Below are 25,128 nucleotides of genomic sequence, written 5' to 3'. Positions count from 1 at the left end.
CGGCGGGGGGCGGCGGCGCAGCGTTGCCCCGTCGCGGAGCCGCCGCCCCCCGCCGCGCCGCGCGCGACCAGCGAGTCCCGCGCGCCCCACGAAACAACGCGCGAAACACAAGCCGCCGGCGCCCAGCGGCCTACGGTCTGTCGGTCGGTTCAGAAGACGACAACCACCCCCGCCGCGCGAAATACCACAGCATCGCGACGACGATCGCGGCCATCAACAACAGCGCGAACGGATACCCGTACCTCCACCCCAGCTCCGGCATGTTCCAGGGCGACTTCTCCGGCTGGAAGTTCATCCCGTAGAGCCCGGCGATGAACGACAGCGGCAGGAAGATCGTCGAGATCACCGTCAGCACCTTCATCACTTCGTTGAGCCGGTTGCTCACGAAGGAGAGGTGCAGCTCCGCCAACTGCCCCGACAGCTCGCGGCTCGTCTCCAGCACGTCGATCAGCTGCACGACGTGGTCCTGGCAGTCGCGCAGGTAGAGCCGCGTGTCCTCCCGCACCAGCGGGTGCTGGTCGCGCACCAGCGCGGCCAGCGCGTCGCGCAGCGGCCAAATCGCGCGGCGGGCGACGACCAAGTCGGCGCGCAGGTCGTGGATCGCGCGGATCGTCTCGCGCGGCGGGCCGACCGGCACCACGCGGTCCAGCACGTCGATCCGCTCCTCGCACTTGTCGAGCGCGGGGAACCAGTTGTCCACCACGGCGTCGAGCAGCGCGTAGGCGAGATAGTCGGCGCCCTTGGCGCGGATCGGCCCGGCGAGGCGCAGCCGGTTGCGCACCGGATCGAAGCAGTCGCCGCGGCGCTCCTGGAACGTGAGCACGAACCCCTCGCCGAGGAAGAGCCCGAGCTGCTCGGTGCAGAGGCGTCCCTCCGCCTCGTCGGCCATCCGCGCGACGATGAAGAGGTTGCCGGCGAAGGCGTCCACCTTCGGCCGCTGATGCACGTTGACGGCGTCCTCGAGCGCCAGCGGATGCAGGCCGAAGACCCGCCCGATCTCGCGGATCGCCTCGGCGTCCCCCAGCCCCTCGATGTTCACCCACAGGATCGGCGCCGATCCCTTGAGCGCCGCCAGCTCGCCCGCGGCGACGCGCCGCTCGACGACCTCTCCCTCCGGCCCGTAGGCGATCGCGGTGATGATCGGCGCCGGAGAGGCGGGATCGACGCGGATCGTGCCGGGGGACGTCCCCGGCGGCAGCCGCCGCTTCGCCCCGGCCAACGCCCCCCGGACTCGACGATGTGTCATGCGCGGTTCCTCCGCCCGCATCGTAAGGCAGCGCGGCGGCGCGCGGGCGGACCGGCGACGATTCGCGCGGCGAGGACGCGAAGATCGACGGGGCGCGACGCGAACCGCGGAGCGCGAGCCGGCCGACGGCGGCGGTCAGCGCGGCGCGGGGAGCCCCAGCTCCGCCGCGAACGCGCTCTCCAGCGTCGGACGAAGGAACGGGAAGCCGCTCGCCGCGAGCCGCCGCGCGCGCACCCGCGCGCCGCGGAGGAGCATCGTCTCCCCCATCTCGCCGAAGAGGAAGCGCACCGCGGCCGCGGGCGCCGGCAGCGCCGCGGGACGCCCGAGAGCGCGCCCCAGCGCGCGCGCGAACTCCGCGTTCGTCGCCGCCCCCGGCGCGACGGCGTTGACCGCCCCCTGCAGCCGCTCGTCGCCGAGGCAGGCGGCGACGGCGCCGACGACGTCGTCGAGCGCGATCCAACTGACCCACTGCCGCCCGTCGCCGAACGGCCCGCCGAGACCGCAGCGGAACGCGGGCAGCATCTTCGCCAGCGCCCCGCCGGCCGCGGCGACGACCATCCCCAGCCGCAGGCGGACCACCCGCACCCCCGCCTCCTCCGCCGGCAGCGTCGCCGCCTCCCAACTCCGGCAGACGTCGGCGAGGAAGTCGGCGCCGGCCGGCGAGTCCTCGTCGAACTCGACGTCCCCCGGCCCCGCGCCGTAGTAGCCGATCGCCGAGGCGACGACCAGCGCGCGCGGCCGCCGCGGCGCCTTGGCCAGCGCCTCGCACACCAGCCGCGTCGAGGCCACGCGGCTCTCCTCGATCTCCCGCTTCCGCCGCGCCGTCCAACGCGCCGCGATCGGCGCCCCCGCGAGATGGACGACCGCGTCGGCGCCGGCGAGGGCCGCCGGATCCAGAATCCCGCGCCGCGGGTCGTAGAAGACGGCGTCGTCGCCGAACTCCGGCTCGCGGCGGACGAGCGCGGCCACGCGCGAACCGCCCGCCCGCAGGAACGCCGCGACCTGCCGGCCGACGAGGCCCGACGCCCCGCCGACCACGACGCGCGCCGGCGGCGGCGTCGCCTGCAGCCTGGCGATGTCGTCCGCGGCCCGGCGGCGCCGATGCTCGAACATGCGCCGAAGCTCGCGCTCGACCGCCCGGCCCGCGGCGACGCGGCCCGCCGCGCCCCACGGCAGCTCGTAGTCCAGCCGATCGACGAGCGCCGTTCCGCCGTCCGCGGGGGCGAGGAGCACTTCGTGCCGGAAGCTCGCGAACGGGCCCCGTTCCTGGACGACGACGAAGCGCCGGTCCGGATCGACCTCGACGCACCGCGCCAGCAGGCGGCGGCGCATCCCGCCGAACCGCAGCTCCGCCGCCGTCCGCGTCCCTTCCCGCACCCCGTCGTCGCGCAGGACGCGCGCCCGACGCCACGGCGGGAGCAGGCGCGTCGCCGCGCCGGGGCGAACGTGCCACGAAAAGACTTCGGCCGGCGCGGCGGCGAGGCGCGTTTCGAATTCGAGGCGGGGCATGACGATCCTCCGTCGCCGGTCGCGACCGGTTTTACGATACGCCGGAGGCGGCGGCGGGGAAGCCGCTCCGGGCGGCCGTCGAGGCGGCGCATCCCGCCGCCGAACGACCGCGCCGCGCGTCTGGCCGCCCCTTGGGGCGCCATGTAAGATGTTGCGGTTTCCGGCCCGCGCGGTCGCCGCCATCGCGGCGACGACGAGCGGCGCGGCGGACGACGGATCGCGTATTTCTTCACGGCAAACACGGCGCCCGTGCCCGCGCGAACTCACCCCGCGCGGCATATTTGTGCGACGGCAGTGATCCGACCATGCCCACGAGGCGCACTCCAGGAGGCTCGATGGCTACTCTCTCGAAGATCGAGGCCCTGCGGCAGAAGAAAGAGCAGGGACTGCAGGGCGGCGGCCAAGAACGCATCGACGCGCAGCACGCCAAGGGCAAGAAGACGGCGCGCGAGCGGCTCGAGGCGCTGCTCGACAAGGGGTCGTTCCACGAGATCGACCGCTTCGTCACCCACAGCTGCACGGACTTCGGCCTCGCCGGGAAGACGTTCCTCGGCGACAGCTGCGTCACGGGCTGGGGCATGATCGAAGGCCGGCAGGTCTACGTCTACAGCCAGGACTTCACGGTCCTCGGCGGCAGCCTGGGCGCGACCCACGCGGCCAAGATCTGCAAGGTGATGGAAGCCGCGCTCAAGAACGGCTGCCCGATCATCGGCCTGAACGACTCCGGCGGCGCCCGGATTCAGGAAGGCGTGCTGGCCCTCGCCGGCTACTCCGACATCTTCCTGCGCAACACGATGGCCTCGGGCGTGATCCCGCAGATCAGCCTGATCCTCGGCCCCTGCGCCGGCGGCGCGGTCTACAGCCCGGCGCTGACCGACTTCATCTTCATGACCAAGAACACCTCGTACATGTTCATCACGGGCCCCGAAGTCGTGAAGTCGGTGACCCGCGAGGACGTGACGCAGGCCGAGTTGGGCGGCGCCAAGCCGCACGCGGCGAAGAGCGGCGTCTGCCACGTCGTGGCCGAGGACGAGGACGACCTGTTCGAGCAGGTGCGGGCCCTGATGGCCTACCTGCCGGCGAACAACCTCGAGGATCCGCCGAAGCAGGACACGGGCGACGATCCGAACCGCATGGACGAGTCGCTGAACTCCGTCGTCCCCGACGATCCGCGTTCGCCCTACGACATCAAGGACGTCATCCACTCCGTCGTCGACAACGGCGAGTTCTTCGAGATCCACGAGCAGTGGGCCGGCAACATCGTCGTCGGCTTCGCCCGCCTCGACGGCGCGGTCGTGGGCATCGTCGCCAACCAGCCGATCGTCCTCGCCGGCGTGCTCGACATCAAGGCCTCGATCAAGGGCGCGCGCTTCGTGCGCTTCTGCGACGCCTTCAACATCCCGATCGTGACCTTCGAAGACGTCCCCGGCTTCATGCCCGGCGTCGACCAGGAGCACGGCGGGATCATCGTCCACGGCGCGAAGCTGATCCACGCCTACTGCGAGGCGACGGTCCCCAAGCTGACCGTGATCACCCGCAAGGCCTACGGCGGCGCCTACTGCGTGATGAGCTCCAAGCACCTCCGCGGCGACTTCAACGCGGCCTGGCCGTCGGCCGAGATCGCGGTGATGGGCCCGGACGGGGCGGTCAACATCGTCTTCCGCAAGGAAATCGAGAAGGCGGCCGACCCGGCCGAGCGCCGCGCCGAGCTGATCAAGGAATACGCGGACAAGTTCGCCAACCCGTACGTGGCGGCCTCCCGCGGCTTCCTCGACGACGTGATCGAGCCGAAGGAAACGCGGCCGAAGCTGATCGCCGCGCTCAAGGCCTGCCAGAACAAGCGCGACACGAACCCGCCGCGCAAGCACAACACGATGCCCCTTTGATCGCTCTCATCCTTCCGACCGAGGAGGAACGGACATGGCCAGCAAGACGAGCATCGACGAACTCGCGGCGGTCCTGAACGCCCCGTACACGCACCTCGAGCTGGGGCAGGTCAACGACCACGCGGTTTACGTGCTGCATTTCAAGGGCGAGTTCCCGTTCCACCGGCACACCAAGGACGAGTTCTACATCGTGATGGACGGGGAGTTCACGCTCCGTTTGCGCAATCAGGAGCCGCTCGTCCTCAAGAAGGGCGAGAGCACCGTCGTGCGCGCGTACACGACCCACAGCCCGTACTCCGAGAACGGGGCCTTGGTGCTGATGATCAAGCCCAAGGAGATGTTCGCGACGCCGGCGGAAATGAGCGAGGTGTGAGATGGCAAAGAATCCACTGAAGATCACCGAGACGTTGCTGCGCGACGCGCACCAGTCGTTGCTCGCCACGCGCATGCGCCTCGAGGACATGTTGCCCGTCGCGTCGATCCTCGACCAGATGGGCTACTTCTCGATCGAGTGCTGGGGCGGCGCGACCTTCGACAGCGCGATGCGCTTCCTCGGCGAGGATCCGTGGGAGCGCCTGCGCGTGCTGCGCAAGGCGATGCCCAACTCGAAGACCCAGATGCTGCTCCGCGGGCAGAACCTGCTCGGCTACAAGCACTACCCGGACGACATCGCGGAGCACTTCGTCGTCTGCGCGCGCCGGAACGGGATGGACGTCTTCCGCATCTTCGACGCCCTGAACGACATCCGGAACATGCGCTACTGCATGGAAGTGGCCAAGCGCGAAGGCGGCCACGTCCAGGCGACGATCAGCTACACCACCAGCCCGGTCCACACCATCCAGAAGTTCGTGGAGATGGGCCAGGAGCTGGCCGACCTCGGCGCGGACTCGATCTGCATCAAGGACATGGCCGGCCTGATCGACCCGTACTCGGCCTACGAGCTGGTGAAGGCGCTCAAGAAGGGCGTGAGCATCCCGATCCACCTCCACACGCACTACACCTCCGGCATGGGCACGGCCGTGCTCCTCAAGTGCGCCGAAGCCGGAATCGACGGCGTGGACACCGCGATCTCCGCGCTGGCCCTCTCCACCTCGCAGCCGCCGACGGAAACGCTCGTCGCGATCCTGCGCGGCACGGACCGCGACACCGGCCTCGAACTCTCCAAGCTCGCCGGCGTCGCGCGCACGATGATCCAGACGCGCAAGAAGTACGCCTCGTTCGAGGCGGGCGTCGCGCCGGTGGACGTCAACGTGCTCGAGTTCCAGGTGCCGGGCGGCATGCTCTCCAACCTCGTCAGCCAGCTGCGCCAGCAGGGCGCGATGGACCGCTACTACGACGTCCTGGCCGAGGTTCCGCGGGTCCGCGCCGACCTGGGCTTCCCCCCGCTGGTCACCCCGTCGAGCCAGATCGTCGGCACGCAGGCGACGCTGAACGTGATGCTCGGCGAGCGCTACAAGGTGATCCCCGAGGAAGTGAAGCAGTACATCCGCGGCTTCTACGGCGCGCCCCCGGCCCCGGTGGCCGAGTGGCTCGTCAAGAAGGCGATCGGCGACGAGAAGCCGATCACCTGCCGCCCCGCCGACATGCTCGCCCCGGGTTGGGAGCAGGCCAAGCGGGAGATCGGCGATCTGGCGCAGAGCGAGGAGGACATCGTCTCCTACGCGCTGTTCCCGCAGATCGCGAAGCCGTTCTTCGAGCGGCGCGCCAAGGGTCTCGGCGGCAAGGAAGAGATGGCCGCCGCGATCGCGGCGATGATGTTCAAGCAGGCGGACGCCAAGGAGGCGGCGAAGGCCGCCGGCCTCCAGGCCGCGGCCGCCGGTCCGGCGGTGGCGGCTTGGAAGCAGGCCGGGCGCGCCGCCCTGACGCGGGGGTGGTGAGATGGCCGCGACCAAGTTCAAGCTCACGTTGGAAGGCATCGCGTTCGACATCGAACGGCGCGGCGACCTGGTTCTCGTGAACGGCGTGGAGTTCCCGACGACGGTGTCCGGCAACAACGTCACCGTCAACGGCACCCCGCACGCCGTGGACGTGGCCGGCGGTTCGGCCAAGTTCGACGGCATCGCCTATCCCGTGCAGGCGGTCGGGCTCGAAGAGCCGAAGGCCGCCAAGACGAAGAAGGCCGCCAGCAAGGCTTCCGCCGACGAAGCGGGCGCCGTGACGGCGATCATGCCGGGCCTGATCATCAAGATCCTCGTCAAGGAAGGGGACCGCGTCCAGGCCGGCGACACGGTCTGCATCCTGGAAGCCATGAAGATGCAGAACGAGCTGCACGCCAAGCAGAGCGGCGTGGTCAAGGCCGTGCACGTGAAGCAGGGCGACACGGTCGAGATGCGCCAGGTCCTGATGAACGTCGAAGCCAACGCCTGACGTTTCTCCGCTTTTCCGCCGACGCCCCCGGGGAAACCCGGGGGCGTTCGCTTTTTCCATGCGGTTCGCCGGCGACGCCGACCCGCCGCGCCCGACCCAGGTCCCGACGGCGCCCGCACGACGCCGACGCGGCGCGGCCGGCCGCTCGCGCGCGCGCCGCGCCCGGCGGACAATCGCCGCGCGCGGCGACCCGAACCGTCCCGCGCGGGAGGGACCGGCGATGATCGTCGACGCGGCCGCGCTCGGACCGCTCGCCCTGACGCTGCTCGGCGGCGCCGCGGTGGCCGCCGGCTTCGTCGACGCGATCGCCGGCGGCGGCGGCCTGATCACCCTCCCCGCCCTGCTGCTGGCGGGGCTTCCGCCGGCGCAGGCGCTCGGGGCCAACAAGTCCCAGAGCGTCTTCGGCTCCGGCATGGCGCTGGCCCGCTTCGCCCGCTCGCCGCTGCTCGACCGCCGGCGCGCGAGCCGGAGCTTCCTCCCCGCGCTCGCGGGCGCCGCGCTCGGCGTGGCCTTGGTCACCGCCGTCCCGCCCGACGTGCTGCGCCCCCTCGTCATGGCGCTGCTCTTCGCCGTGGCGCTGCTGCTCCTGCTGCGCCGTCCCGCCGCGCGGCCGCTGCCGCCGCGGACCCGTCCGGCCTGGCTGGCGGCGCTCGTGGCCGGCGGGATCGCCTGCTACGACGGCTTCTTCGGCCCCGGCACGGGGACGTTCCTGATCATGGCCTACGTCTGGCTGTGGCGGGATCCGTTCGACGCGGCGAGCGCCAACGCCAAGGTCGCCAACTTCGCCTCGAACCTCGCCGCCGTCGCGGTCTTCGCCGCCAAGGGGCTGTTCTTCTGGAAGATCGCGCTGGCGATGGGCTGCGGCGAGGCGCTCGGCGCGTTCGCCGGGGCCCACGTGACGATCCGCCGCGGCCAGAGCGTCGTCCGCGGCATGGTCATCGCGGTCAGTCTCGCCCTCGTGGCGCGACTGGCGTGGCAGATGGCCCGCTGAAGCGCGGCGATTTCTCGACGGCGGGCGCGCGGCGCCCTAACTTGCACCGGAGAGGCGACGGGCGACTTCGTCCGGCGCGCGGAAGGACGATGCTGCGCAAGCTGATGCTCGACCTCGGGCTGGAGGTCAGCTCCACGCCCCCGACCCCCGAACAGTGGAACCTGCTCCTCGACTGGGAGCTCCGCGAGGACTTTCCCTTCCCGCTGCCCGAATCGTGCCGGCCCGCGGCCTCGCTCGAGGAGTGCCGCGAGCGGCTCGTGCGCGAGTCGCGCGGCATGGAAGAGGTCGTCGTCCAGACCGACCACGAGGGGCGGTTCGTCTACATCAACGACGCGTGGACGAAGCTGAGCGGCTTCTCGATCGAGGAGATGCTGGGGCGTCCCTCGCACGACTTCATCCACCCCGCCGACCGCGACCGGAACCTCTCCTACTACCAGCCGATGCTCGAAGGGCGGACCGACTTCGCCCGCTACCAGATGCGCTACCTCAAGAAGGACGGCGGCTATCTGTGGGGCGAAGTCCACACCCGCCGGATCGACGGGCCGGCCGGCGAGTTCCTCGGCGTCGTCGGGATCATGAGGGACGCCAGCCGGGTCCGCGCCGCGGAGGAGGAAGTCCGGCGGCGCGACGAACTGGCCAAGGGGGTCGCGGAGGCGACCGAGCATTTGCTGACCGCGCCGAGCCAAGGGACGGCGGTGAACCGCGCCCTCGCCGCTCTCGGCCGCGCCTCCGGCATGGACCGGATCCGCGTCTTCGAGTTCATCCCCGACCCGATGTCCCCCGCCCCGCTCCTCTCGCTGGCCCACGAATGGGTCGCCGAGGGGATCGAGCCGGAGTTGGGGAAGCCGGAACTGCAGGGCTACCCGCCGCCGCCCGAGCTGGCGTCGATCTTCGCCCGCCTCGCGCTGGGCGAACTCGTCGCCGACTCGGCGCGCACGATGCCCGAGGACGCGCGGCGGTTCTTCCAGTCGGAAGGGATCCGCGCCGCGCTGATCGCGCCGATCTTCGTGGAGAGCCGGCTCTGGGGAGTCCTGCGCTACGACATGCTCCGCGCCGAGCGCACGCTCGCCGCCGGCGAGAAGGCGATCCTCGGCGCGGTCGCCAACAGCTTCGCCGGCGCCCTCGCGCGCCAGCAGGCGCTCGACGAACTGCGCGAGACGAAGGAGGAGGCGCTCGCCTCGAGCAGCGCCAAGAGCACCTTCCTCGCCACGATGAGCCACGAGATCCGCACGCCGCTCAACGCGGTCGTCGGAATGACCGAGCTGCTGCTGAGCACGCCGCTGCAGGTCGAGCAGTCCGAGTACGCGGAGGCGATCCGCGCCAGCAGCCAGGTGCTCCTCTCGCTGCTCAACGACATCCTCGACTTCTCGCGCATCGAGACCGGCAAGCTCGACCTCGACGCGCGCCCGCTCGAGCCGGCTTCCTGCATCGAGGGGTGCCTGAAGTGGCTCGACGTGCAGGCGCGGGCGAAGGGGCTCGCCCTGCGGCTCGACGTCGATCCCCGCGTCCCGCGGCTCGTCCTGGGCGACGGCGCGCGGCTGCGGCAGGTGCTGGTCAACGTCGTCGGCAACGCGATCAAGTTCACCGAACGCGGCGGCGTGCAGGTGGACGTGGCGGCGACGACGCGGCACGAAGGGGCGGGCGACCGCGCCACGCTCCGCTTCTCGGTCCGCGACACCGGGATCGGCATCCCCGAGGACCGGCTCGGCCACCTCTTCCAGCCGTTCAGCCAGATCGACGTCTCGCTGACCCGCCGCTACGGCGGGATCGGCCTCGGCCTGATCATCAGCCGCCGCCTCGTCGAGATGATGGGCGGGGAGATGATCGTCGAGAGCCGGTCCGGCCAAGGCTCGGTCTTCAGCTTCACGATCGACGTCCCGCTGCTCGAGGCGGCGCCGGTCCCCGTCGCGTCCGCCGCGCCGAGCGAACCCGCGCCGGCGCCGGCCGCGGCGCGGCCGCCGGCCGAGACGGCCAAGGCCGCCGAGCCGTCCGCGCCGCGGATCCTCCTCGCCGAGGACAACATCGTCAACCAGAAGGTCGCGGTCCGGATGCTGCAGCGGCTCGGCTACGGCGCCGACGTCGTCGCCGACGGCGTCGAGGCGGTCGCCGCGGCGGCGCGGCAGGAGTACGACCTCGTGCTGATGGACATCAACATGCCGGAGATGGACGGCCTCGAGGCCTGCCGGCGGATCCGCGCGGCGCAGGAAGGGCAGTGGGGCCCGCGCATCGTCGCGCTGACGGCGCTGGCGATGCAGGGGGACCGCGAGCGCTGCCTGATGGCCGGGATGGACGACTACGTCGCCAAGCCGGTCAAGATCGAGGAGCTTCAGCGCGTGGTCGAGGCCTGCCGGCGCCCGACGTCCCAGAACGGCTGAGCGGCGACGGCGCGGCAGTAGAAGTCGACAATTTCGGCGACGTAGGCCGGCCCGAGCCGCCGCTCCATGTCCGCGCGGGCCTGCGCGCCGAGGGCGCGGCGCAACGCCGGCGCCGCGCGCAGCCGCGCCACGGCCGCGGCAGCCTCGCCGTTCGTCCCGAACAGCAGCCCGTTCTCGCCGTCGCGGACGAACTCGGTGTAGCCGCCGCGCGCGTGGCAGACGACCGGCAGCCCCGCCGCCATCGCCTCGGTCACGACCCGTCCGTGCGGCTCGAGCCAATCCGGCCCCGTGCGGTAGAGGAAGACGTCGAGCCCGGCGAGGAACTCCTCGGCGGGCGCCGCGCCCTCCGGCAGCAGTTCGACGCCGGGAACGCCGGCGAGGAACGGCGCGAGCGACATCCCGCCCATCACGCGCACGCGACATCCCGCCGCGGCGAGACGCCGATACAGCTCGGGATCGTCGGGGTGATGCTTGCCGTGCGAGTCGCGGCTCAGCCGGCCGACGGTGAACGGACGCGACGCGTCGGCCGGACGGGGGACGAAGCGCTCAAGGTCGATCGGCGAGAGCTCGACGCCGCCGGGCGCGCCCGCCAAACGGCGCAGCGCGTCGGAGGCGAAGCGGTACTCGATCGGCCGCCGCGCGCGCGCGAGGCGCCGCGTCGCGTGAAGAAAGTCCTCGCGGTCCGGCGTGTTGAAGACCAGCACGACCCGCTGGGGAAAGGCGAGGCGAATCCACTCGCCGATGCGGAAGTAGCCGCCGACGCAGACGATCGTGCCGCCCCGCGGAAAGTGAAGCCCGCGGATCGTCTCCAGCGGATAGGCCGCGGCGATCTCCGGGTCCGGGGCCTTGTCCGCGAAACGCCACAGGCGGACGCGACGCCGCGTCCGCAGCAGGTCGCGCAGCGCGAGCGCGCGCCGCTCGCTCCCGCCGCAGGCGTTCAGGAACGGGTTCAGAATGTGGATCGTCGAGGCGTCGTACATTGCCGGCCGAACCCTCTGGCTAGACAAGACGCCGCGGCGGCGCCGCGGTTGACGCGCCGCGAGGGACAAAAGTGAAGACCAACGCCGCGCGACTGCTCGAGGCCCACGGAATCCGGTTCGAACTCCGCGAGTACCAAGTCGATCCCGAGGACCTGAGCGCCGAGACGGTCGCCCGGAAGGTCGGGCTGCCGCCGGAGCAGGTCTTCAAGACGCTCGTCGCCCGCGGCGAACGGACCGGGCCGCTCTTCGCCGTCGTCCCCGCCGGGACGCAGCTCGACCTCAAGGCGCTGGCGAAGCTGTGCGGCGACCGAAAGGTGGACACTGTTCCGCTCAAGGAAGTGCAGCCGCTCACCGGCTACGTCCGCGGCGGCGTGACCGCCATCGGCGCGAAGAAGGACTTTCCGGTGTTCGTGGACGAGACGATCGAGCTGTTCGACGTCGTCTCGGTCTCCGCCGGCGCGCGCGGCCTGCAGCTGCTGATCGCCCCGGCGGACTACCTGCGCGCGACGAAGGGAACGCCGGGGCCGATCGCGAAGTGACCGGCCCCCGCGCGGACGCTCTTCAGTCCTGCGGCGCTTCGTTGATCAGCCAGTCGCAGAGCATTTCCTTGATGTCGGTGTGGGCGAAGATGCCGCGCTGCACCTGGTAGACCCCCTCGAGCCGCGCCCCGCCGGCCGCGGCCGGACGGGCGACGAAGGTGATCTCGGACATCGGACCGTCGTCCGCTTCCGCGCCGCGCTGAATCACGAGGCGGCCGGCCTTCTCGTCCACCTCGGTGAACTTCTCGGCCGAGCGGCGGGCGCGCGCCTGGATCCGCTTGAACGCGGCGGCCGGGTCGATGTCCGCGGCCTCGAAGGCGACCTCGTAGCGGCGGCCCTTGAGCAGCGAGCCGTGGTACTTGTACGAGGCGTAGCAGGCCTGCGTCCACGCGTCCTTGCCGGTCGTCGGCGGCGCCGGAACGGCGACGGCGGGCGCGGCGGGAACGGCGGCCGGGGCGGGCGGCGCGGCGACCGGCGCCGGCGGCGGCGGAACGCGGTCGAACATCGCGCGGATCACGTCGCGGCTGACCTTCTTCTCGCGCAGCGCGGCGAGGGCGTCGACGTCGAGACGGAACTCGACCTTCGGCGCGCGCCGAATCGCCTCGACGACGAGGTCGTCCCCGAGGTCGAGCGAACAGAGCTTCACGACGTCTTCGTTGGTCATCGGGCGCCCCGCGCCCGGCGTCTGTTGGGCGAACGCGGGGAGGAGCGCGCAGCAAGCCAGCGCGGCGACAAGACAGGAAAGCAGTCGGCTCATGATCGGCTCCCATTCGTTGGGTGACGGACGAGGATACCCTACGCGGAGCGTCGGCGGCGCGAAGCGACAACTTTCCCCCGCCCGCCCCTATTCGCTCCCCTTCGACGCTATTATGCGGGGCGCTCCCGGCCCCCCCGGACCGCGGGCCGCGTTCCGCGCCGGCCGAGCTTCTCCCGCCGACCGGGCGGACTTGGAGAAACGCCGATGTCCGACAACTGGGATTTCTTTTTCACGACCGTCGAGGAAGCCCCCGCCTCGATCTCGGTCGATCTCGGCCTTTCGCAGACCGCGCCCGATCCGGAGCGCCCGTCGCTCGGCTGGATCTGGATCTACATGGAACATCCGCGCGAGGACGGCATGCCGTCGCAGCCGGAGTCGGAGCGGCTCTCGTCGATCGAAGTTCATCTGTGCGCGCGCCTCGAAGAGCAGATCGACGCCGTCTACGTCGGGCGGGCCACGACGCGCGGCCGGCGCGAGCTCTACTTCTACGTCGCCGAGGACGCGCCGTTCCTCGAGGTCGCCAAGGAGGCGCTGGCCGACGGCCCGGTCGTCCGCGCCGAACAGGGGCTGCGCGACGATCCGGAGTGGACGTTCTACTTCGAGTCCCTCTTCCCGACGCCCGAAGAGCTGGAGCTGATCCAAAACCGCCGCACGGTCTTCGCGCTGCAGGAGCGCGGCGACCAACTCGACCAGCCGCACGACGTGCATCACTGGTTCAGCTTCGACGCGCGCAAGGACCGCGCCGCCTTCGTCAAGCAGCTTCCCGAAGGGCGGTACCGCGTGGCCGAAAGCCCCGACGTCAAGGACGACGAAAGGACGCGCTACCGCGTGCATCTCGTCGGCCGGCACGCCGTCGACTGGGAGACCGTGAACGACGTCGTCCTCGGCCTGCTCGACGCGGCGCACAAGAGCCGCGGCGTCTACGACGGCTGGGAGACCGAGCCGGTCGCGCCCGCTCCCTGACGGCGCGTCCCGCCGCGCGCGGAGCGTCCGCGACGAGCGCCGTCCCCCGGGGCGGCGCTTTTCGTCGGCGGTCCGCGACGGACGGCCTCCGCGGGGGCGGCGCTTCTCGTCAGAAGTTCACGACGAGCGACGTCGTCATGAACGTGTCGAGGCGCCGCAACTCCGCGGGAACCTTGAGGCCGGTCGGCGCCCCCGTCGGATCGTAGAGATCGACGTCGGTCGAGGCCGGCTCGTTCGCCAGCAGCCAGCGCAGGCTGGCCTTGAGCGCGAGGTTCTTGTTGATCACGACGGAGAGCGACGACGTCATGTCGCCCCGCCAGTCGCCGCCGTGCTTGAGGCTGCCGTCGAGCACCGCCAGGTTGGCGAGCGTCGCCGTCGCGCCGACCTTCCGCGACCAGTCCCAGCCGAGCCGCCAGCCGAGATAGTTGTCCGTCTCGCCGGCCATGTTCCCGCGCCTCGTGTCGGAGACGCCGTACTCGGTCTTGAACTTCGTCTTGGCGTCGTCGCGCCAGATCGTCCCGACGCCGGCCGCGGCGACGTAGCGGTTCTCGATTCCGGCGAAGCGGTTGCGGTCCCAACCGCCCCCCGCGAACCAGAAGAGATGCTGCGAGACCTTCCGGTCGTACTGGAGCGCGGCGATGTAGTTCTCCGCCGCCAGCCGGTTCGTGCGGTCCTCGACGACGACGTAGTCGCCGGGGACGCCGACCGCGCGCCGCGAGATGTCGGTCGACTCGGCGCGCACGCCGCTGATCTTCAGCGTCAGCGTGGACGCGGTCCAGGCGCGGACGAGCGTGTTCTTGAAGCTGTACGAGTTGCTCGCCGCGTTCCCCGACGTCTGGACGTACCCCAGCTCGGCCGTGTCGAACCAGCCGGTCTTCGTCTGCGGTCCCGCCGGGGGCGGCGGCGCGGCCACGGGAAACGGCGCGGGCCCGGCGGCGGGGCCGGTCGCGAAGGCGGGAACGGCGGCGGCGAGTGCCGCGGCGGCGGCAACGACGAATCGATGCGGCGTCATCGAGCGCTCCTTATCCCACGGCGGCTCGGGGCGATGCCGCAAGAGATTGTGGACGCGACGCGCGGCTCGGTCCATGAAACGACGCGCGCCGCGCAGTTTCACGACGAGGTCAACGCACGGTGGAGCCGAGCCTGTTGCACGCCAACGGCTCAAGCCACGCGTCCCCCTGACCGCGCCGGGAACCCCTCGTCCAACGCCTCGACGGCCCGCCGCGCGCGGCCGTCGGGGCGTTTCATTCCTACGGCCGCCGACGATCGTCCCCGTGCAACAGTCTCGGCTTCACCGTGAGGTCAACGCCCCCCGGCCGGCTTGCGGCGGCGCAGCAGGACGTAGACCGCGCCGGTTCCGCCGTCCTTCGGCTGGGCGGAGCAGAACGCGAGGACGCTCGCCGCGCGCGGCCCGCGCGCCAGCCAGTCGGCCAGCCAGCGCTTGAGGACCGCTTCCCCGCCCGGGGATCCGTGTCCCTTGCCGCAGATCACGAGCACGACGCGCCGTCCGGCGTGCAGGGCGCCGCCGACGAAGCTGTCGGTCGCGGCCTCCGCCTGCTCCCGGTCGAGCCCGTGCAGGTCGATTCGGGCCTCGACTTTCGAGGCGCCGGAGAGCAGGTCGGCGAACTGCGCCTTCGTGCAGTCGCGCCCGCGGCACTCGATCCGCTGGAAGAGCGGGCTGACCTCGACGTGCTTCGGCGCGGGGGCGGGCGGCGCGCCGTTCGCCGGGCCGGCCGCGGCCGGAGGCGGCGGCGGAAGGGGCGCCTCGTCCGGCGAAGGCGGCGCCGGCGCCGCGGCGCGACGACGGGGCGCGACGAGCCCTTCGCGCGCGATCGGCTTCACGCCGCTCATCGCGCGCCGGAACAGATCGCCGCCGTCGTCCTTCGGCGCGTCGAGATCGACGCCGAAGAGCCGCGCCCATTCCTCGGTGTCGGCCTTTCCGGGCCGCTTTCCGCCGTCCTTCTTGTCCATCGGCGCCCAGAATACACAGTCCGGCGAGGACGCGCCCCGGCGCGCGCCGCCGCCGCGCGGCGGTCCCGCCTATATTTCCCTCGCGCGGCGGAGGTGGACGATGAAAGCGCAGGACGTGTCGCTCCGGCTGATCGACGACGCGGCCCGTCCCGGGACCGCGGCGCCCTCGGCGCTCGACCGGCGCCGCGCCCGCGTCGTCGCGGCGGAGAGGGCCGCGTGACCGGCGCGGAACGGGTCGCGGCCGCGCTCGCCGGCGCGCCGCACGACCGGACGCCGGTCGCGCCGCTCCTCGGCTTGTACGGCGCCGCCCTCACCGGCGCGCCGCTCGCGGACCACTACGGCGACGCCGCGGTCTACGCCGCGGGCCAGTCGGCCGTCGCGGACCTCTTCGATCCCGACGTCGTCTTCGCGCCGTTCGCCTTCGCGCTCCTCGGCGCGGCGTTCGGCGGCGAGGCGACGCCGCTCGCGGACCGAGCGCCGAAGCTCGAGCGCCCCGCCTTGTCGGGGCCGGCGGCGCTCGCGGCGTGGCGTCCGCCGCTGCTCGACGTCGAGCCGCGGCTGCTGTTCCACCGCGAGGCGGTGCGGCGCATGGCCGAAGATCATCGCGGGCGCCGCGTCGTCGCCGCGGCGATCCCCGGCCCGTTCGATCTCCCCGCGCTCCTCTTCGGCGTCGACGGCTGGCTGGAGACGCTGCTGTTCGATCCCGCCGCCGCGCGGGACGCCCTCGCCGCCACGAGCGCCTTCTTCGTCGCCTACGCCGACGCGCTCCTCGGCGACGGCGCGGACTGCGTCGTCGCGACGTGCGGCCTGATCGGGCCGCGCGTCCTGCCGCGCCGGTTCGCCGCGCATCTCGCCGCCGAGCTGGCGCCGTCGTCTTTCGGCCGGGTCGCCGGACCGATCCTGGTCCATCACGCCGACGGTCCGTTCCTCGCCCACGCCGACCTCGTCCTCGCGGCGCGCGCGGTCGTCGGCGCCGTGCTCGCGCCGGACGACGATCCGACGCGCGTCCGCGGCGTCCTCGGCCCGAAGCGCCTCCTGGCCAGCGGGCCCGCGGGTCCGCGGCTCGGCTCGCGGCCGCCGGCGGAGATCGCCGACGAGTGCGCGGCCCTCGTCGAACGCCACGGCGCGGGCGGGCGCTTTCTTCTCTGCACGACGTCGGCCGAGGTGCCGCTCGACGCGCCGCGCGCCGCGGTCGCGGCCCTCGCCGTCGGCGCCGCGCGCGGCGCGGCCCCGGCCTGAACGCCGCATCGTCCGCGCCGCCGCGGCGGCGCGGTTCGCAAGGAGGCTCGCGATGAGCGAACGCACGGTCGAGTTGGACGAGCGAGTTTTCGAGCACGACCTCGCCGCGGCGCCGGACGCGGTCTTTCCGCTGCTCTGCCCGGTGCGGGAACACGAGTGGCTCGACGGCTGGAACGGCGAGCTGCTGCGCAGCCGCTCCGGACTCGTCGAGCCGGGGGCGGTCTTCCTCACCAAGAACGAGGACGGCTCGGAGACGGTCTGGTTCACCACGCTCCACGATCCGGAGCGGCGGCGGGTCGCCTTCGTGCGCGTGATCCCCGCCTTCGCCCTGATCGAGATGGCGATCGACGTCGCGCCGCGCGCGGAGGGGGGCTCGCGGCTGCGCTTCGCCTACCGGCTCACCGGCATCTCCGACGCCGGGAACGCGCACATCCGCGGCGCGCGCCCGACCGACTTCGCGCCGCTCCGCGAGCGCACGGCGTGGCTCGCCCGCTCGCTCGACCATTTCCTCGCGACCGGGACTATGCTGCGCCGACCGCTGTAGCGCCGCGACGCGCGCGTTGTTGCGGAGAACGCCGCGGCGCGCGCCGTTTCGGAGAGCGCGGCGGCGCGGGCGTTGTCGCGGAGCGCGGCGACCGCGCCGGGAGAGACGTGATGAGCCGTCGTTCGGTCTGCCCTTGGTGGCTGGGATACGCCCTCGTCTGCCCGCTGCGCCGCTGGCTGGCCGATCCGCGGCCGCTCTTGGCCCCGCACGTCGCCGAAGGGGCGCTCGTCCTCGAGCCGGGGTGCGGCATGGGGTTCTACACGCTCGACCTCGCGCGCCTCGTCGGCCCGGGCGGGCGGGTCGTGGCGATCGACCTGCAGCGGAAGATGCTCGACGGTCTGACGCGGCGCGCCGCGCGGGCGGGCCTCGCCGCGCGGATCGAGACGCGGCTCGCGGGGGCGGAGAGCCTCGGCGCCGACGACCTCGCGGGGCAAGTGGACGTCGCGTTCGTGCTGCAGATGCTCCACGAGGTTCCCGACCAGGCGGCGTTCCTCGCCGAGGTGAAGCGCGCGCTCAAGCCGGACGGACGGCTCGTCCTCGTCGAGCCGCGCGGGCACGTCTCCCGCGAGGACTTCGAGCGCTCGCTCGCCTGCGCGCGGGCCTTGGGCTTCGCGGACGGCCCCGCGCCGCGCGCGTCGCGGATGCACGGCGCGACGTTCCTCAACGCCTGAGAGAACGAGCCGCGCTCAGCGGCAGCCGCACTCCTCCCCGCGCCACGCCTCGAGCCCCTCGCGCGCGACCAAAGCGGCGACGCCGAGGGCGGCCGCCGGATCGGCCCACCACCACGAGAAGGCGGCGTTGAGCGCGAGGCCGGCGAGCGCGACGATCGACAACAGGAAGCAGGCCGAGGTCTGCACCGAGTCCGCGGCCAAGGCGCCGCTCCCGAGCGCGGCCGCCGCGCGCCGCTTCGCGCGCGCCAGCCGCAGCATCAGCGCCGCGGAGACGATCGTCAGGCAGACGCCGACGATCGAGGGGCGGGGACGCTCGCCGCGCCAAAGCTGCGAGCCCGCCTCGAACGCGACGTAGGCGGCCAACGCGAAGAGCGACAGGGCGACGAGTCGCCGCGCCCGACGTTCGATGCGCTCGACGCGGGCCTCGTCCGCGCCGCGGCGTTCCGCGGCCAGGCGCCACAGCAGGACGACGCCGGAGAGGCTCTCGACGCCGCTGTCCACGCCGAATCCGAGCAGCGCGGAGCTGCCGGCGAGAAGCGCGGCGGCGATTCCGATCGCTCCTTCGGCGACGTTCCAGCCGACGGTTAACCACTCGAGCCGCTCCGCCCGCCGCAGAAGCGCGCCGTCGGCGCGAGGCCCGGGGCCCGCCGCGACGCCGCCGCGCGGCTCGCCGTCCGCGTCCATCGCCGTCCTCTCCGCGACGCGCTTGCGCCGCTCCGACGAGAGTACGGTCTTGGCCGCGGCCGCGCCGGGGTTCAGACTGCACGGCGAGGCGCGCCGCCCGCGCCTCCGCCGCCCGGCGGCGACCCATCGGGACGCGACGCAATGAACCTCTCCGCTCCGTTCATCAAGCGGCCCGTCATGACGACGACGGTCATGGCGGCGATCCTGATCTTCGGCCTCATGGCGTACCGCCGGCTGCCGGTGAGCGATCTCCCGACGGTGGACTTCCCGACGATCTCCGTCAGCGCCTCGCTGCCCGGGGCCAATCCCGACACGATGGCCTCGTCGGTCGCCACGCCGCTGGAGAAGGAGTTCGCGACGATCGCCGGCGTGGACTCGATGAGCTCCTCCAGCTCGCAGGGCTCGACGAGCGTCGTGCTGCAGTTCTCGCTCGACCGGGACATCGACGCCGCGGCGCAGGACGTGCAGGCGGCGATCGCGCGGGCCAACCGCCAGTTGCCGCGCGACATGCCGTACCCGCCGAGCTACCGCAAGGTCAACCCCGCCGACCAGCCGGTCCTCTTTCTCGCCCTGACCTCCAAGACGCTGCCGCTCTGGGACCTCGACGAATACGCCGAGACGACGATCGCGCAGCGGATCTCCACCCTGCCCGGCGTGGCCCAGGTGCAGGTCTACGGCGCGCAGAAGTACGCGGTGCGGATCCAGCTCGACCCGCGCGAGCTCTCCAGCCGCGACCTCGGGATCGACGAGGTGCAAGCGGCGGTGGACGCCGCGAACGTCAACCGTCCGACCGGCGTCCTCTACGCCCCCGACAAGACCTACACGCTGCAGGCGAACGGCCAGCTGCTGCGTGCCTCCTCCTACCGCCCGATGATCGTCGCCTACCGCGGCGGCCAGCCGGTGCGGCTCGAGCAGCTCGGCAACGTCTTCGACGGCGTGGAGAACAACAAGACCGCCGCCTGGTTCGGCGACGCGCGCTCGGTCGTGCTGGCAATCCAGCGCCAGCCGGGGACGAACACCGTAGAGGTCGTCCGGCGCGTCAACGAGCTGCTGCCGTCGTTCCGCGGCCAGATCCCCGCCGGCTGCTCGATCGAGACGCTCTACGACCGCGCGGTCTCGATCCGCGAGTCGGTGAACGACGTCCAGTTCACGCTGCTGCTGACGCTCGGCCTCGTCGTGCTGGTGATCTTCCTCTTCCTGCGGCGCCTCTCGGCGACGGTCATCCCCTCGCTGGCGATGCCGATGTCGATCGTCGGCACGTTCGTGGCGATGGACCTGCTCGGCTACTCCCTCGACAACCTCTCGCTGATGGCGCTGACCCTCTCCGTCGGGTTCGTCGTGGACGACGCGATCGTGATGCTGGAGAACATCGTCCGGCACATGGAGCGGGGCGCGGCGCCGCTGGAGGCGGCGCTCGAGGGGTCGCGCGAGATCGGCTTCACGATCGTCTCGATGACGATCTCGCTCGCCGCGGTCTTCATCCCGGTCCTCTTCATGGGCGGCGTCGTCGGCCGGCTGTTCCGCGAGTTCGCGGTGACGATCGGCGTGGCGGTCATCGTCTCCGGCGTCGTCTCGCTCACGCTGACGCCGCTGCTCGCGGCGCGCTTCCTCCGCCCGGCGTCGGAGAAGCGCCGCGGGCGGCTCTACGCCTGGTCGGAGCGGGCGTTCGACGGCGCGCTCGCCGCCTACGCCGCGGCGCTCCGCTTCTCGCTCGACAACAAGCGGGCGACGATGGCCGCGACGGCGATCCTGACGGCGCTGACCGCGGTCCTCTTCGTCGTCGTGCCGAAGGGGTTCGTGCCGAACCAGGACATCGGCACGCTCAACGGCTCGGCCGAGGCGGCGCAGGGCGTCGCCTTCGAGGACATGCGGCGCCACATGCGCCGCGTCGCCGACGCGCTCGCCGCCGAACCCGACGTGGACGCCTTCATGTGGACGATCGGCGGCCGCGGCGGCGGCGCGGGGCTCAACGTCGGCACCTTCAACATCCGCCTCAAGCCGCGCGACCGGCGCCGCGCCTCCGCCGACGAGATCGTCGAACGGCTGCGGCCGAAGCTCTCCCGGATCCCCGGCCTCCGCGTCGTCGTGCAGAGCCCGCCGGCGATCCAGATCGGCGGCCGCGGCTCGCGCAGCCAGTACCAACTCACGCTCACCGGCCCCGACACCGACGAGCTGTACCGCGCGGCGCCGCTGCTCGAGCGGCGGCTGCGCGCCCATCCGCTGCTGCAGGACGTCAGCACCGACCAGCAGCTCGCGAACCCGCAGATCGACATCGACATCGACCGCGACCGCGCGGCGGCGATGGGGGTGACGCCGGAGCAGATCGAGGAGGCGTTCTACACCGCCTACGGCACGCGGCAGGTCTCGACGATCTTCGCCCCCAACAACCAGTACCAGGTGATCATGGAGTTGGCGCCGGAGCACCAGAGCAGCGTCGCCGACCTCTCCGCGCTCTACGTGCGGAGCAAGGACGGACGGCTGGTGCCGCTCGACACGCTCGTCCGGCTGACCAAGGGCGCCGGCCCCTACTCCGTCAACCACTCCGGACAGCAGCCTTCGGTGACGCTCTCGTTCAACCTCAAGCCGGGGGTCTCGCTCGGCGAGGCGACGGCGGCGGTCGCCGACCTCGCGCGCGAGACGCTGCCGGCGACGATGACGGCGACGTTCCAAGGGACGGCGCAGGTCTTCCAGTCGTCGCTGCAGGGGCTCGGCCTGCTGCTCCTGCTGGCCGTCCTCGTGATCTACATGGTCCTCGCGATCCTCTACGAGAGCTTCATCCACCCGCTGACGATCCTCTCCGCGCTGCCGCTGGCCGGCGCGGGGGCGCTGCTCGCGCTGCTCGCCTTCCGCATGGACCTCAACATCTACGCCTTCGTCGGCATCATCATGCTCGTCGGCCTGGTGAAGAAGAACGGAATCATGATGGTCGACTTCGCCGTCGAGGCGCGGCGCTCCGGCAAGGGGGCGCGCGAGGCGATCTACGAGGCGAGCCTGACCCGCTTCCGCCCGATCATGATGACGACGATGGCCGCGCTGTTCGGCACGCTGCCGATCGCGCTCGGCATGGGCGCCGGCGCCGAGGCGCGCCGCCCGCTCGGCCTCGCGGTCGTCGGCGGACTGATCGTCTCGCAGTCGCTGACCCTCTTCGTGACGCCGGTCTTCTACCTCTACATGGAGCGGCTGCAGGAGCTCCTGTCGCGGAAGCCGGCCGCGGCCGCGGCGGACGCCGCGTCCTGACGCCGGCGACGCGGCGGCGCGCGGTCAGCCGAGCGGCAGTTCCATCTCGAACTGCGCCGCCGTTTCGGCGAAGCCGCGCGCGCGGAGGAACCGCGCCGTCTCCGCCGCCGCGGCGTCCACGTTGATCGCGCGCAGCGGCCGAGCGCCCGCCGCGCGCGCCGCCGCCGCGAGGAGCGCCGATCCGGCGCCGCGGCCGCGGAAGCCGCGCTCCACGGCGAGCAGCGGCAGGTCGCCGGTCGAGGGGACCACGACCGCGCAGCCGGCGCGGCGCCCGTCGAGGAACGCCTCCAGCGTCGTCCGCGGCGCGAGGCTGCGCGCCAGCGCCTCGGACGTGTTCTGCCACGACGGCGCGAAGTCGCCGGACGCCGCGGCGAACGCCGCGTCGAGCCCCGGCGCCTCGCGCACGACGACGCCCGCCGCGGGGCGCGCCGCGACCGTCGCCCGCCCGGCCTCGAAGCAGAGCAGCCGCCGCGTCGGCGCGAACCCCTTGGCGCGGTAGATCCGCAGCGCCGGCTCGTTCGAGGCGAGGACCTCGAGGACGTAGCGGCGCGCCCCCTCGGCGACGAGGCGCGGCGCGGCGAAGTCGAACGTCCGCGCCGCCAGTCCGCGGCCGCGGAACGCGCGAACGACGCCGGTCCCCGAGTCGTAGGCCGAGGGCGCGCCGCGCCACGAGGCGAAGCCGTTGGCGAGGAAGGCGACGATCCGCCCGCCGGAGAAGGCGCCGACCGAGAGGTCGAGCCGGACCGCGCGGCGCGCCAGGAGATCGCGGAACCGCGCCTCGTCCATCCGCACGTCTACGGCGTAGTCGGCGAAGGCGTCGTTGAACGCGTCGAGCAACGCCGGCGCGTCGTCCGCGCCGAGGAACCGGATCGTCTCCACCGAACCCTCCCGCCGCCGCCCGCGGCCGCCCGGCGACGCGACGGTCGCCGCGACCGCGCGCCGGCCGGGGAAGATCGGACGGCGGGGCGATCGTAGCAACCGCGGCGCGGGCGCGGCGGCGGGCGAACGCCGGGCGGGGCGCGCGGGGCGACGGGCGGCGCCGCACGGCCGACGAGCGGTCGTTCGGCGCGCGCGAGCGGCGGCCTACAATGCTCGACGCGCGCAGCCGCGCGCCCGAATTCCCCACAGGAGACCTGCCGATGAGGAAACGCCTCGCCGCCCTCGCCGTCGCCGCGTGCGCCCTGCCCGCGGCGGCGCAGCCCCCCGCCCCGCCGGCCGCCGCGCCGGCGCCCGCCGCGAACCCGTTCTTCGAGCAGTGGAAGACGCCGTTCGCGATGCCGCCGTTCGACAAGATCAAGGCGGAGCACTACCTCCCGGCGTTCGACGAGGCGATCCGCCAAAGGAAGGCGGAGATCGCGGCGATCGACGCCCGGAAGGAAGCGCCGAGCTTCGCCGACACGATCGAGGCGCTCGACCGCGGCGGCCAGCTGCTGGAGAAGGTCTCGTCGGTCTTCTACAGCCTCTCCTCGGCCGACACGAACGAGCAGCTGCAGGCGATCGCGCGGCAGGTCTCGCCGAAGCTCGCCGCGCTGCGCGACGACGAGGCGCTCGACGCCGCGCTCTTCGCCCGCGTCAAGGCGGTCTGGGAACAGCGCGCCGCGCTCAAGCTCGACCGGGAGCGGAGCAAGCTGCTCGAGGAGACGTACAAGGGGTTCGTCCGCGGCGGCGCCAACCTTCCGCCGGAGAAGCAGACGCGGCTGCGCGCGGTCAACCAGGAGCTGGCGACGCTGGGGGTCAAGTTCGGCGACAACCTGCTCAAGGAGACGAACGCCTTCCGCCTCGTGATCGACAAGGAGGCGGACCTCGCCGGGCTGCCGCCGGCCGTCGTCGCCGCCGCGGCCGACGCGGCCAAGGCCGCGGGCCAGCCGGGGAAGTGGGTCTTCACGCTCCAGGCGCCGTCGATCTGGCCGTTCGAGACGTTCGCCGCGAACCGCGAGCTGCGCCGCAAGCTGCTCGAGGCCTACATCAGCCGCGGCGACCACGACGACGCCTTCGACAACAAGAAGGTCCTCTCCCGCATCGCCGCGCTGCGCGCCGAGCGGGCGAACCTCCTCGGCTACAAGACGCACGCCGACTACATCCTCGACGAGAACATGGCCAAGACGCCGGCCAAGGTCTACGACCTGCTCGACCAGCTCTGGAAGCCGGCGATCGAGGCGGCGAAGGACGAGGCGGCCGCCCTGCAGGCGCGGATCAAGGCCGAAGGGGGCGACTTCAAGCTCGAGCCGTGGGACTGGCGCTACTACGCGGAGAAGGAGCGCAAGGCGCGCTACGACCTCGACGACGCGGCGCTCCGCCCCTACTTCCCGCTCGACCAGGTCCGCGCCGGCGCCTTCTACGCCGCGAACCGCCTCTACGGCGTGACGTTCAAGGAGCGGACCGACCTGCCGAAGTACAACCCCGAGGTCCGCACGTTCGAGGTGCGCGACAAGGACGGCTCGTTCCTCGGCGTCTACACCGCCGACTACCACCCGCGTCCCGGCAAGCGCGGCGGCGCGTGGTGCGGCCGCCTGCGCGGCCAGCGGTTCGTGGACGGCAAGGACGTGCGGCCGATCGTGACCAACGTGCTCAACTTCACCCGCCCGACGCAGGACGCGCCGGCGCTCCTCTCGCTCGAGGAAGTGCACACCCTCTTCCACGAGTTCGGACACGCGCTGCAGGGGCTCTTCTCCAAGGTCCACTACGGCGCGCTCGACGACATGCCGCGCGACTTCGTCGAGCTCCCCTCGCAGATCATGGAGCATTGGGCGCTGCAGCCGGAGGTGCTGAAGGTCTACGCCAAGCACTGGAAGACCGGCGAGCCGATTCCCGCCGAGCTGGTGGAGAAGATCAAGAAGGCCGGCCAGTTCAACCAAGGGTTCGACACCGTGGAGTACCTCGCGGCGTCGATCCTCGACATGGACTGGCACACGATCCCCGCGGGCGAGGAGCCGGACGCCGCGGCGTTCGAGCGGAAGTCGCTGGAGCGGATGGGGCTGATCCCCGAGATCGTCGTGCGCTACCGCAGCCCGTACTTCAACCACATCTTCGGCGGCGGCAGCGGCTACTCCGCCGGCTACTACAGCTACATCTGGGCCGACGTCCTCGTCTGCGACGCCTTCAAGGCGTTCGAGGAGAAGGGGATCTTCGACCAGAAGACCGCCGCGTCGTTCCGGCGCAACATCCTCGA

20 protein-coding genes and 1 pseudogene are annotated in these 25,128 nt (G+C 72.3%); 13 read left to right on the top strand and 8 right to left on the bottom strand.

From position 1 onward, the window contains the following. Positions 1 to 130: 130 nt before the first annotated feature. Entirely contained in the window at positions 131 to 1,246 is a 1,116-nt protein-coding gene (gene corA / locus LLG88_14510; protein MCE5248121.1) for a magnesium/cobalt transporter CorA, read from the bottom strand. Positions 1,247 to 1,381: 135 nt separating this feature from the next. After that, positions 1,382 to 2,755 (bottom strand): TIGR01777 family oxidoreductase, encoded by a 1,374-nt coding sequence (locus tag LLG88_14505; GenBank protein MCE5248120.1) that lies wholly within the window; start codon positions 2,753 to 2,755, stop codon positions 1,382 to 1,384. Positions 2,756 to 3,090: 335 nt separating this feature from the next. Between LLG88_14505 and LLG88_14500 the strand changes: the two genes are divergently transcribed. The 6 genes and pseudogenes from LLG88_14500 to LLG88_14475 all read left to right on the top strand — a co-directional run bounded on the left by LLG88_14500 (position 3,091) and on the right by LLG88_14475 (position 10,374). Beyond that, on the top strand, positions 3,091 to 4,641 hold the full coding sequence (locus tag LLG88_14500; protein MCE5248119.1) for an acyl-CoA carboxylase subunit beta: 1,551 nt from the start codon (positions 3,091 to 3,093) through the stop codon (positions 4,639 to 4,641). 34 nt (positions 4,642 to 4,675) lie between these two features. Beyond that, positions 4,676 to 5,014 (top strand): cupin domain-containing protein, encoded by a 339-nt coding sequence (locus LLG88_14495; protein ID MCE5248118.1) that lies wholly within the window; start codon positions 4,676 to 4,678, stop codon positions 5,012 to 5,014. Position 5,015: 1 nt separating this feature from the next. Next, positions 5,016 to 6,518 (top strand): pyruvate carboxylase subunit B, encoded by a 1,503-nt coding sequence (locus LLG88_14490; protein MCE5248117.1) that lies wholly within the window; start codon positions 5,016 to 5,018, stop codon positions 6,516 to 6,518. A 280-nt stretch (positions 6,519 to 6,798) separates the two neighbouring features. Further along, positions 6,799 to 7,008, top strand: a pseudogene (locus LLG88_14485) (biotin/lipoyl-binding protein). A gap of 220 nt (positions 7,009 to 7,228) precedes the next feature. Continuing rightward, positions 7,229 to 7,999 carry a TSUP family transporter gene (locus LLG88_14480; GenBank protein ID MCE5248116.1) on the top strand — a complete coding sequence of 257 codons (771 nt, stop codon included), beginning with the start codon at positions 7,229 to 7,231 and terminating at the stop codon, positions 7,997 to 7,999. 89 nt (positions 8,000 to 8,088) lie between these two features. Next, positions 8,089 to 10,374 carry a response regulator gene (locus LLG88_14475; GenBank protein ID MCE5248115.1) on the top strand — a complete coding sequence of 762 codons (2,286 nt, stop codon included), beginning with the start codon at positions 8,089 to 8,091 and terminating at the stop codon, positions 10,372 to 10,374. On the opposite strand, the gene LLG88_14470 is transcribed toward LLG88_14475, so the two are convergent. Further along, a complete protein-coding gene (locus LLG88_14470) occupies positions 10,326 to 11,354 on the bottom strand; it encodes a glycosyltransferase (GenBank protein MCE5248114.1) in 1,029 nt (342 codons plus the stop codon). The two genes, LLG88_14475 and LLG88_14470, sit on opposite strands and share 49 nt — an antisense overlap. A 71-nt stretch (positions 11,355 to 11,425) precedes the next feature. Between LLG88_14470 and ybaK the strand changes: the two genes are divergently transcribed. Further along, positions 11,426 to 11,893: a Cys-tRNA(Pro) deacylase gene (ybaK, locus tag LLG88_14465; GenBank protein ID MCE5248113.1), complete on the top strand. Its 468-nt coding sequence runs from the start codon at positions 11,426 to 11,428 to the stop codon at positions 11,891 to 11,893. 22 nt (positions 11,894 to 11,915) lie between these two features. Here the strand turns inward: ybaK and LLG88_14460 are convergent, their stop codons facing one another. After that, positions 11,916 to 12,650 carry a hypothetical protein gene (locus tag LLG88_14460; GenBank protein MCE5248112.1) on the bottom strand — a complete coding sequence of 245 codons (735 nt, stop codon included), beginning with the start codon at positions 12,648 to 12,650 and terminating at the stop codon, positions 11,916 to 11,918. A 204-nt stretch (positions 12,651 to 12,854) separates the two neighbouring features. On the opposite strand from LLG88_14460, the gene LLG88_14455 reads away from it, so the two are divergent. Further along, entirely contained in the window at positions 12,855 to 13,613 is a 759-nt protein-coding gene (locus tag LLG88_14455) for a DUF695 domain-containing protein (GenBank protein MCE5248111.1), read from the top strand. Positions 13,614 to 13,722: 109 nt separating this feature from the next. On the opposite strand, the gene LLG88_14450 is transcribed toward LLG88_14455, so the two are convergent. Together LLG88_14450 and LLG88_14445 are read right to left on the bottom strand one after the other, a co-directional pair. Beyond that, a complete protein-coding gene (locus LLG88_14450) occupies positions 13,723 to 14,625 on the bottom strand; it encodes a DUF481 domain-containing protein (protein ID MCE5248110.1) in 903 nt (300 codons plus the stop codon). 290 nt (positions 14,626 to 14,915) lie between these two features. Then, complete coding sequence (locus LLG88_14445; protein ID MCE5248109.1) at positions 14,916 to 15,584, bottom strand: Smr/MutS family protein; 669 nt, start codon at positions 15,582 to 15,584, stop codon at positions 14,916 to 14,918. A 216-nt stretch (positions 15,585 to 15,800) separates the two neighbouring features. Here LLG88_14445 and LLG88_14440 point away from each other — a divergent pair, with 216 nt between their 5' ends. From LLG88_14440 to LLG88_14430, 3 genes are all read left to right on the top strand, one after another. Next, positions 15,801 to 16,823 carry a hypothetical protein gene (locus LLG88_14440; GenBank protein MCE5248108.1) on the top strand — a complete coding sequence of 341 codons (1,023 nt, stop codon included), beginning with the start codon at positions 15,801 to 15,803 and terminating at the stop codon, positions 16,821 to 16,823. Positions 16,824 to 16,875: 52 nt separating this feature from the next. After that, positions 16,876 to 17,367 carry a hypothetical protein gene (locus LLG88_14435; GenBank protein MCE5248107.1) on the top strand — a complete coding sequence of 164 codons (492 nt, stop codon included), beginning with the start codon at positions 16,876 to 16,878 and terminating at the stop codon, positions 17,365 to 17,367. Positions 17,368 to 17,477: 110 nt separating this feature from the next. Beyond that, positions 17,478 to 18,038 (top strand): methyltransferase domain-containing protein, encoded by a 561-nt coding sequence (locus LLG88_14430; GenBank protein ID MCE5248106.1) that lies wholly within the window; start codon positions 17,478 to 17,480, stop codon positions 18,036 to 18,038. Between the two features lie 15 nt (positions 18,039 to 18,053). Here the strand turns inward: LLG88_14430 and LLG88_14425 are convergent, their stop codons facing one another. Continuing rightward, positions 18,054 to 18,722 carry a cation transporter gene (locus tag LLG88_14425; GenBank protein MCE5248105.1) on the bottom strand — a complete coding sequence of 223 codons (669 nt, stop codon included), beginning with the start codon at positions 18,720 to 18,722 and terminating at the stop codon, positions 18,054 to 18,056. A 141-nt stretch (positions 18,723 to 18,863) separates the two neighbouring features. On the opposite strand from LLG88_14425, the gene LLG88_14420 reads away from it, so the two are divergent. Further along, a complete protein-coding gene (locus LLG88_14420; GenBank protein ID MCE5248104.1) occupies positions 18,864 to 21,959 on the top strand; it encodes an efflux RND transporter permease subunit in 3,096 nt (1,031 codons plus the stop codon). 24 nt (positions 21,960 to 21,983) lie between these two features. Here the strand turns inward: LLG88_14420 and LLG88_14415 are convergent, their stop codons facing one another. Then, entirely contained in the window at positions 21,984 to 22,838 is an 855-nt protein-coding gene (locus LLG88_14415; protein MCE5248103.1) for a GNAT family N-acetyltransferase, read from the bottom strand. 260 nt (positions 22,839 to 23,098) lie between these two features. Between LLG88_14415 and LLG88_14410 the strand changes: the two genes are divergently transcribed. Then, on the top strand, positions 23,099 to 25,128 hold a 2,030-nt coding region (locus LLG88_14410; GenBank protein ID MCE5248102.1), incomplete at its 3' end, for a M3 family metallopeptidase.

The organism is bacterium, assembly GCA_021372775.1.
GTDB lineage: Bacteria > Acidobacteriota > Polarisedimenticolia > J045 > J045 > JAJFTU01.
The sequence above is the reverse complement of the archived record's forward strand: the minus strand, read 5'-3'. Positions and strand labels throughout refer to the sequence as shown.

Coding starts and splice junctions, on each gene's coding strand:
- corA (MCE5248121.1), bottom strand. CDS start 1,246: ATGACACATCGTCGAGTCCGGGGGGCGTTGGCCGGGGCGAAGCGGCGG.
- LLG88_14505 (MCE5248120.1), bottom strand. CDS start 2,755: ATGCCCCGCCTCGAATTCGAAACGCGCCTCGCCGCCGCGCCGGCCGAA.
- LLG88_14500 (MCE5248119.1), top strand. CDS start 3,091: ATGGCTACTCTCTCGAAGATCGAGGCCCTGCGGCAGAAGAAAGAGCAG.
- LLG88_14495 (MCE5248118.1), top strand. CDS start 4,676: ATGGCCAGCAAGACGAGCATCGACGAACTCGCGGCGGTCCTGAACGCC.
- LLG88_14490 (MCE5248117.1), top strand. CDS start 5,016: ATGGCAAAGAATCCACTGAAGATCACCGAGACGTTGCTGCGCGACGCG.
- LLG88_14480 (MCE5248116.1), top strand. CDS start 7,229: ATGATCGTCGACGCGGCCGCGCTCGGACCGCTCGCCCTGACGCTGCTC.
- LLG88_14475 (MCE5248115.1), top strand. CDS start 8,089: ATGCTGCGCAAGCTGATGCTCGACCTCGGGCTGGAGGTCAGCTCCACG.
- LLG88_14470 (MCE5248114.1), bottom strand. CDS start 11,354: ATGTACGACGCCTCGACGATCCACATTCTGAACCCGTTCCTGAACGCC.
- LLG88_14460 (MCE5248112.1), bottom strand. CDS start 12,650: ATGAGCCGACTGCTTTCCTGTCTTGTCGCCGCGCTGGCTTGCTGCGCG.
- LLG88_14455 (MCE5248111.1), top strand. CDS start 12,855: ATGTCCGACAACTGGGATTTCTTTTTCACGACCGTCGAGGAAGCCCCC.
- LLG88_14450 (MCE5248110.1), bottom strand. CDS start 14,625: ATGACGCCGCATCGATTCGTCGTTGCCGCCGCCGCGGCACTCGCCGCC.
- LLG88_14445 (MCE5248109.1), bottom strand. CDS start 15,584: ATGGACAAGAAGGACGGCGGAAAGCGGCCCGGAAAGGCCGACACCGAG.
- LLG88_14435 (MCE5248107.1), top strand. CDS start 16,876: ATGAGCGAACGCACGGTCGAGTTGGACGAGCGAGTTTTCGAGCACGAC.
- LLG88_14430 (MCE5248106.1), top strand. CDS start 17,478: ATGAGCCGTCGTTCGGTCTGCCCTTGGTGGCTGGGATACGCCCTCGTC.
- LLG88_14425 (MCE5248105.1), bottom strand. CDS start 18,722: ATGGACGCGGACGGCGAGCCGCGCGGCGGCGTCGCGGCGGGCCCCGGG.
- LLG88_14420 (MCE5248104.1), top strand. CDS start 18,864: ATGAACCTCTCCGCTCCGTTCATCAAGCGGCCCGTCATGACGACGACG.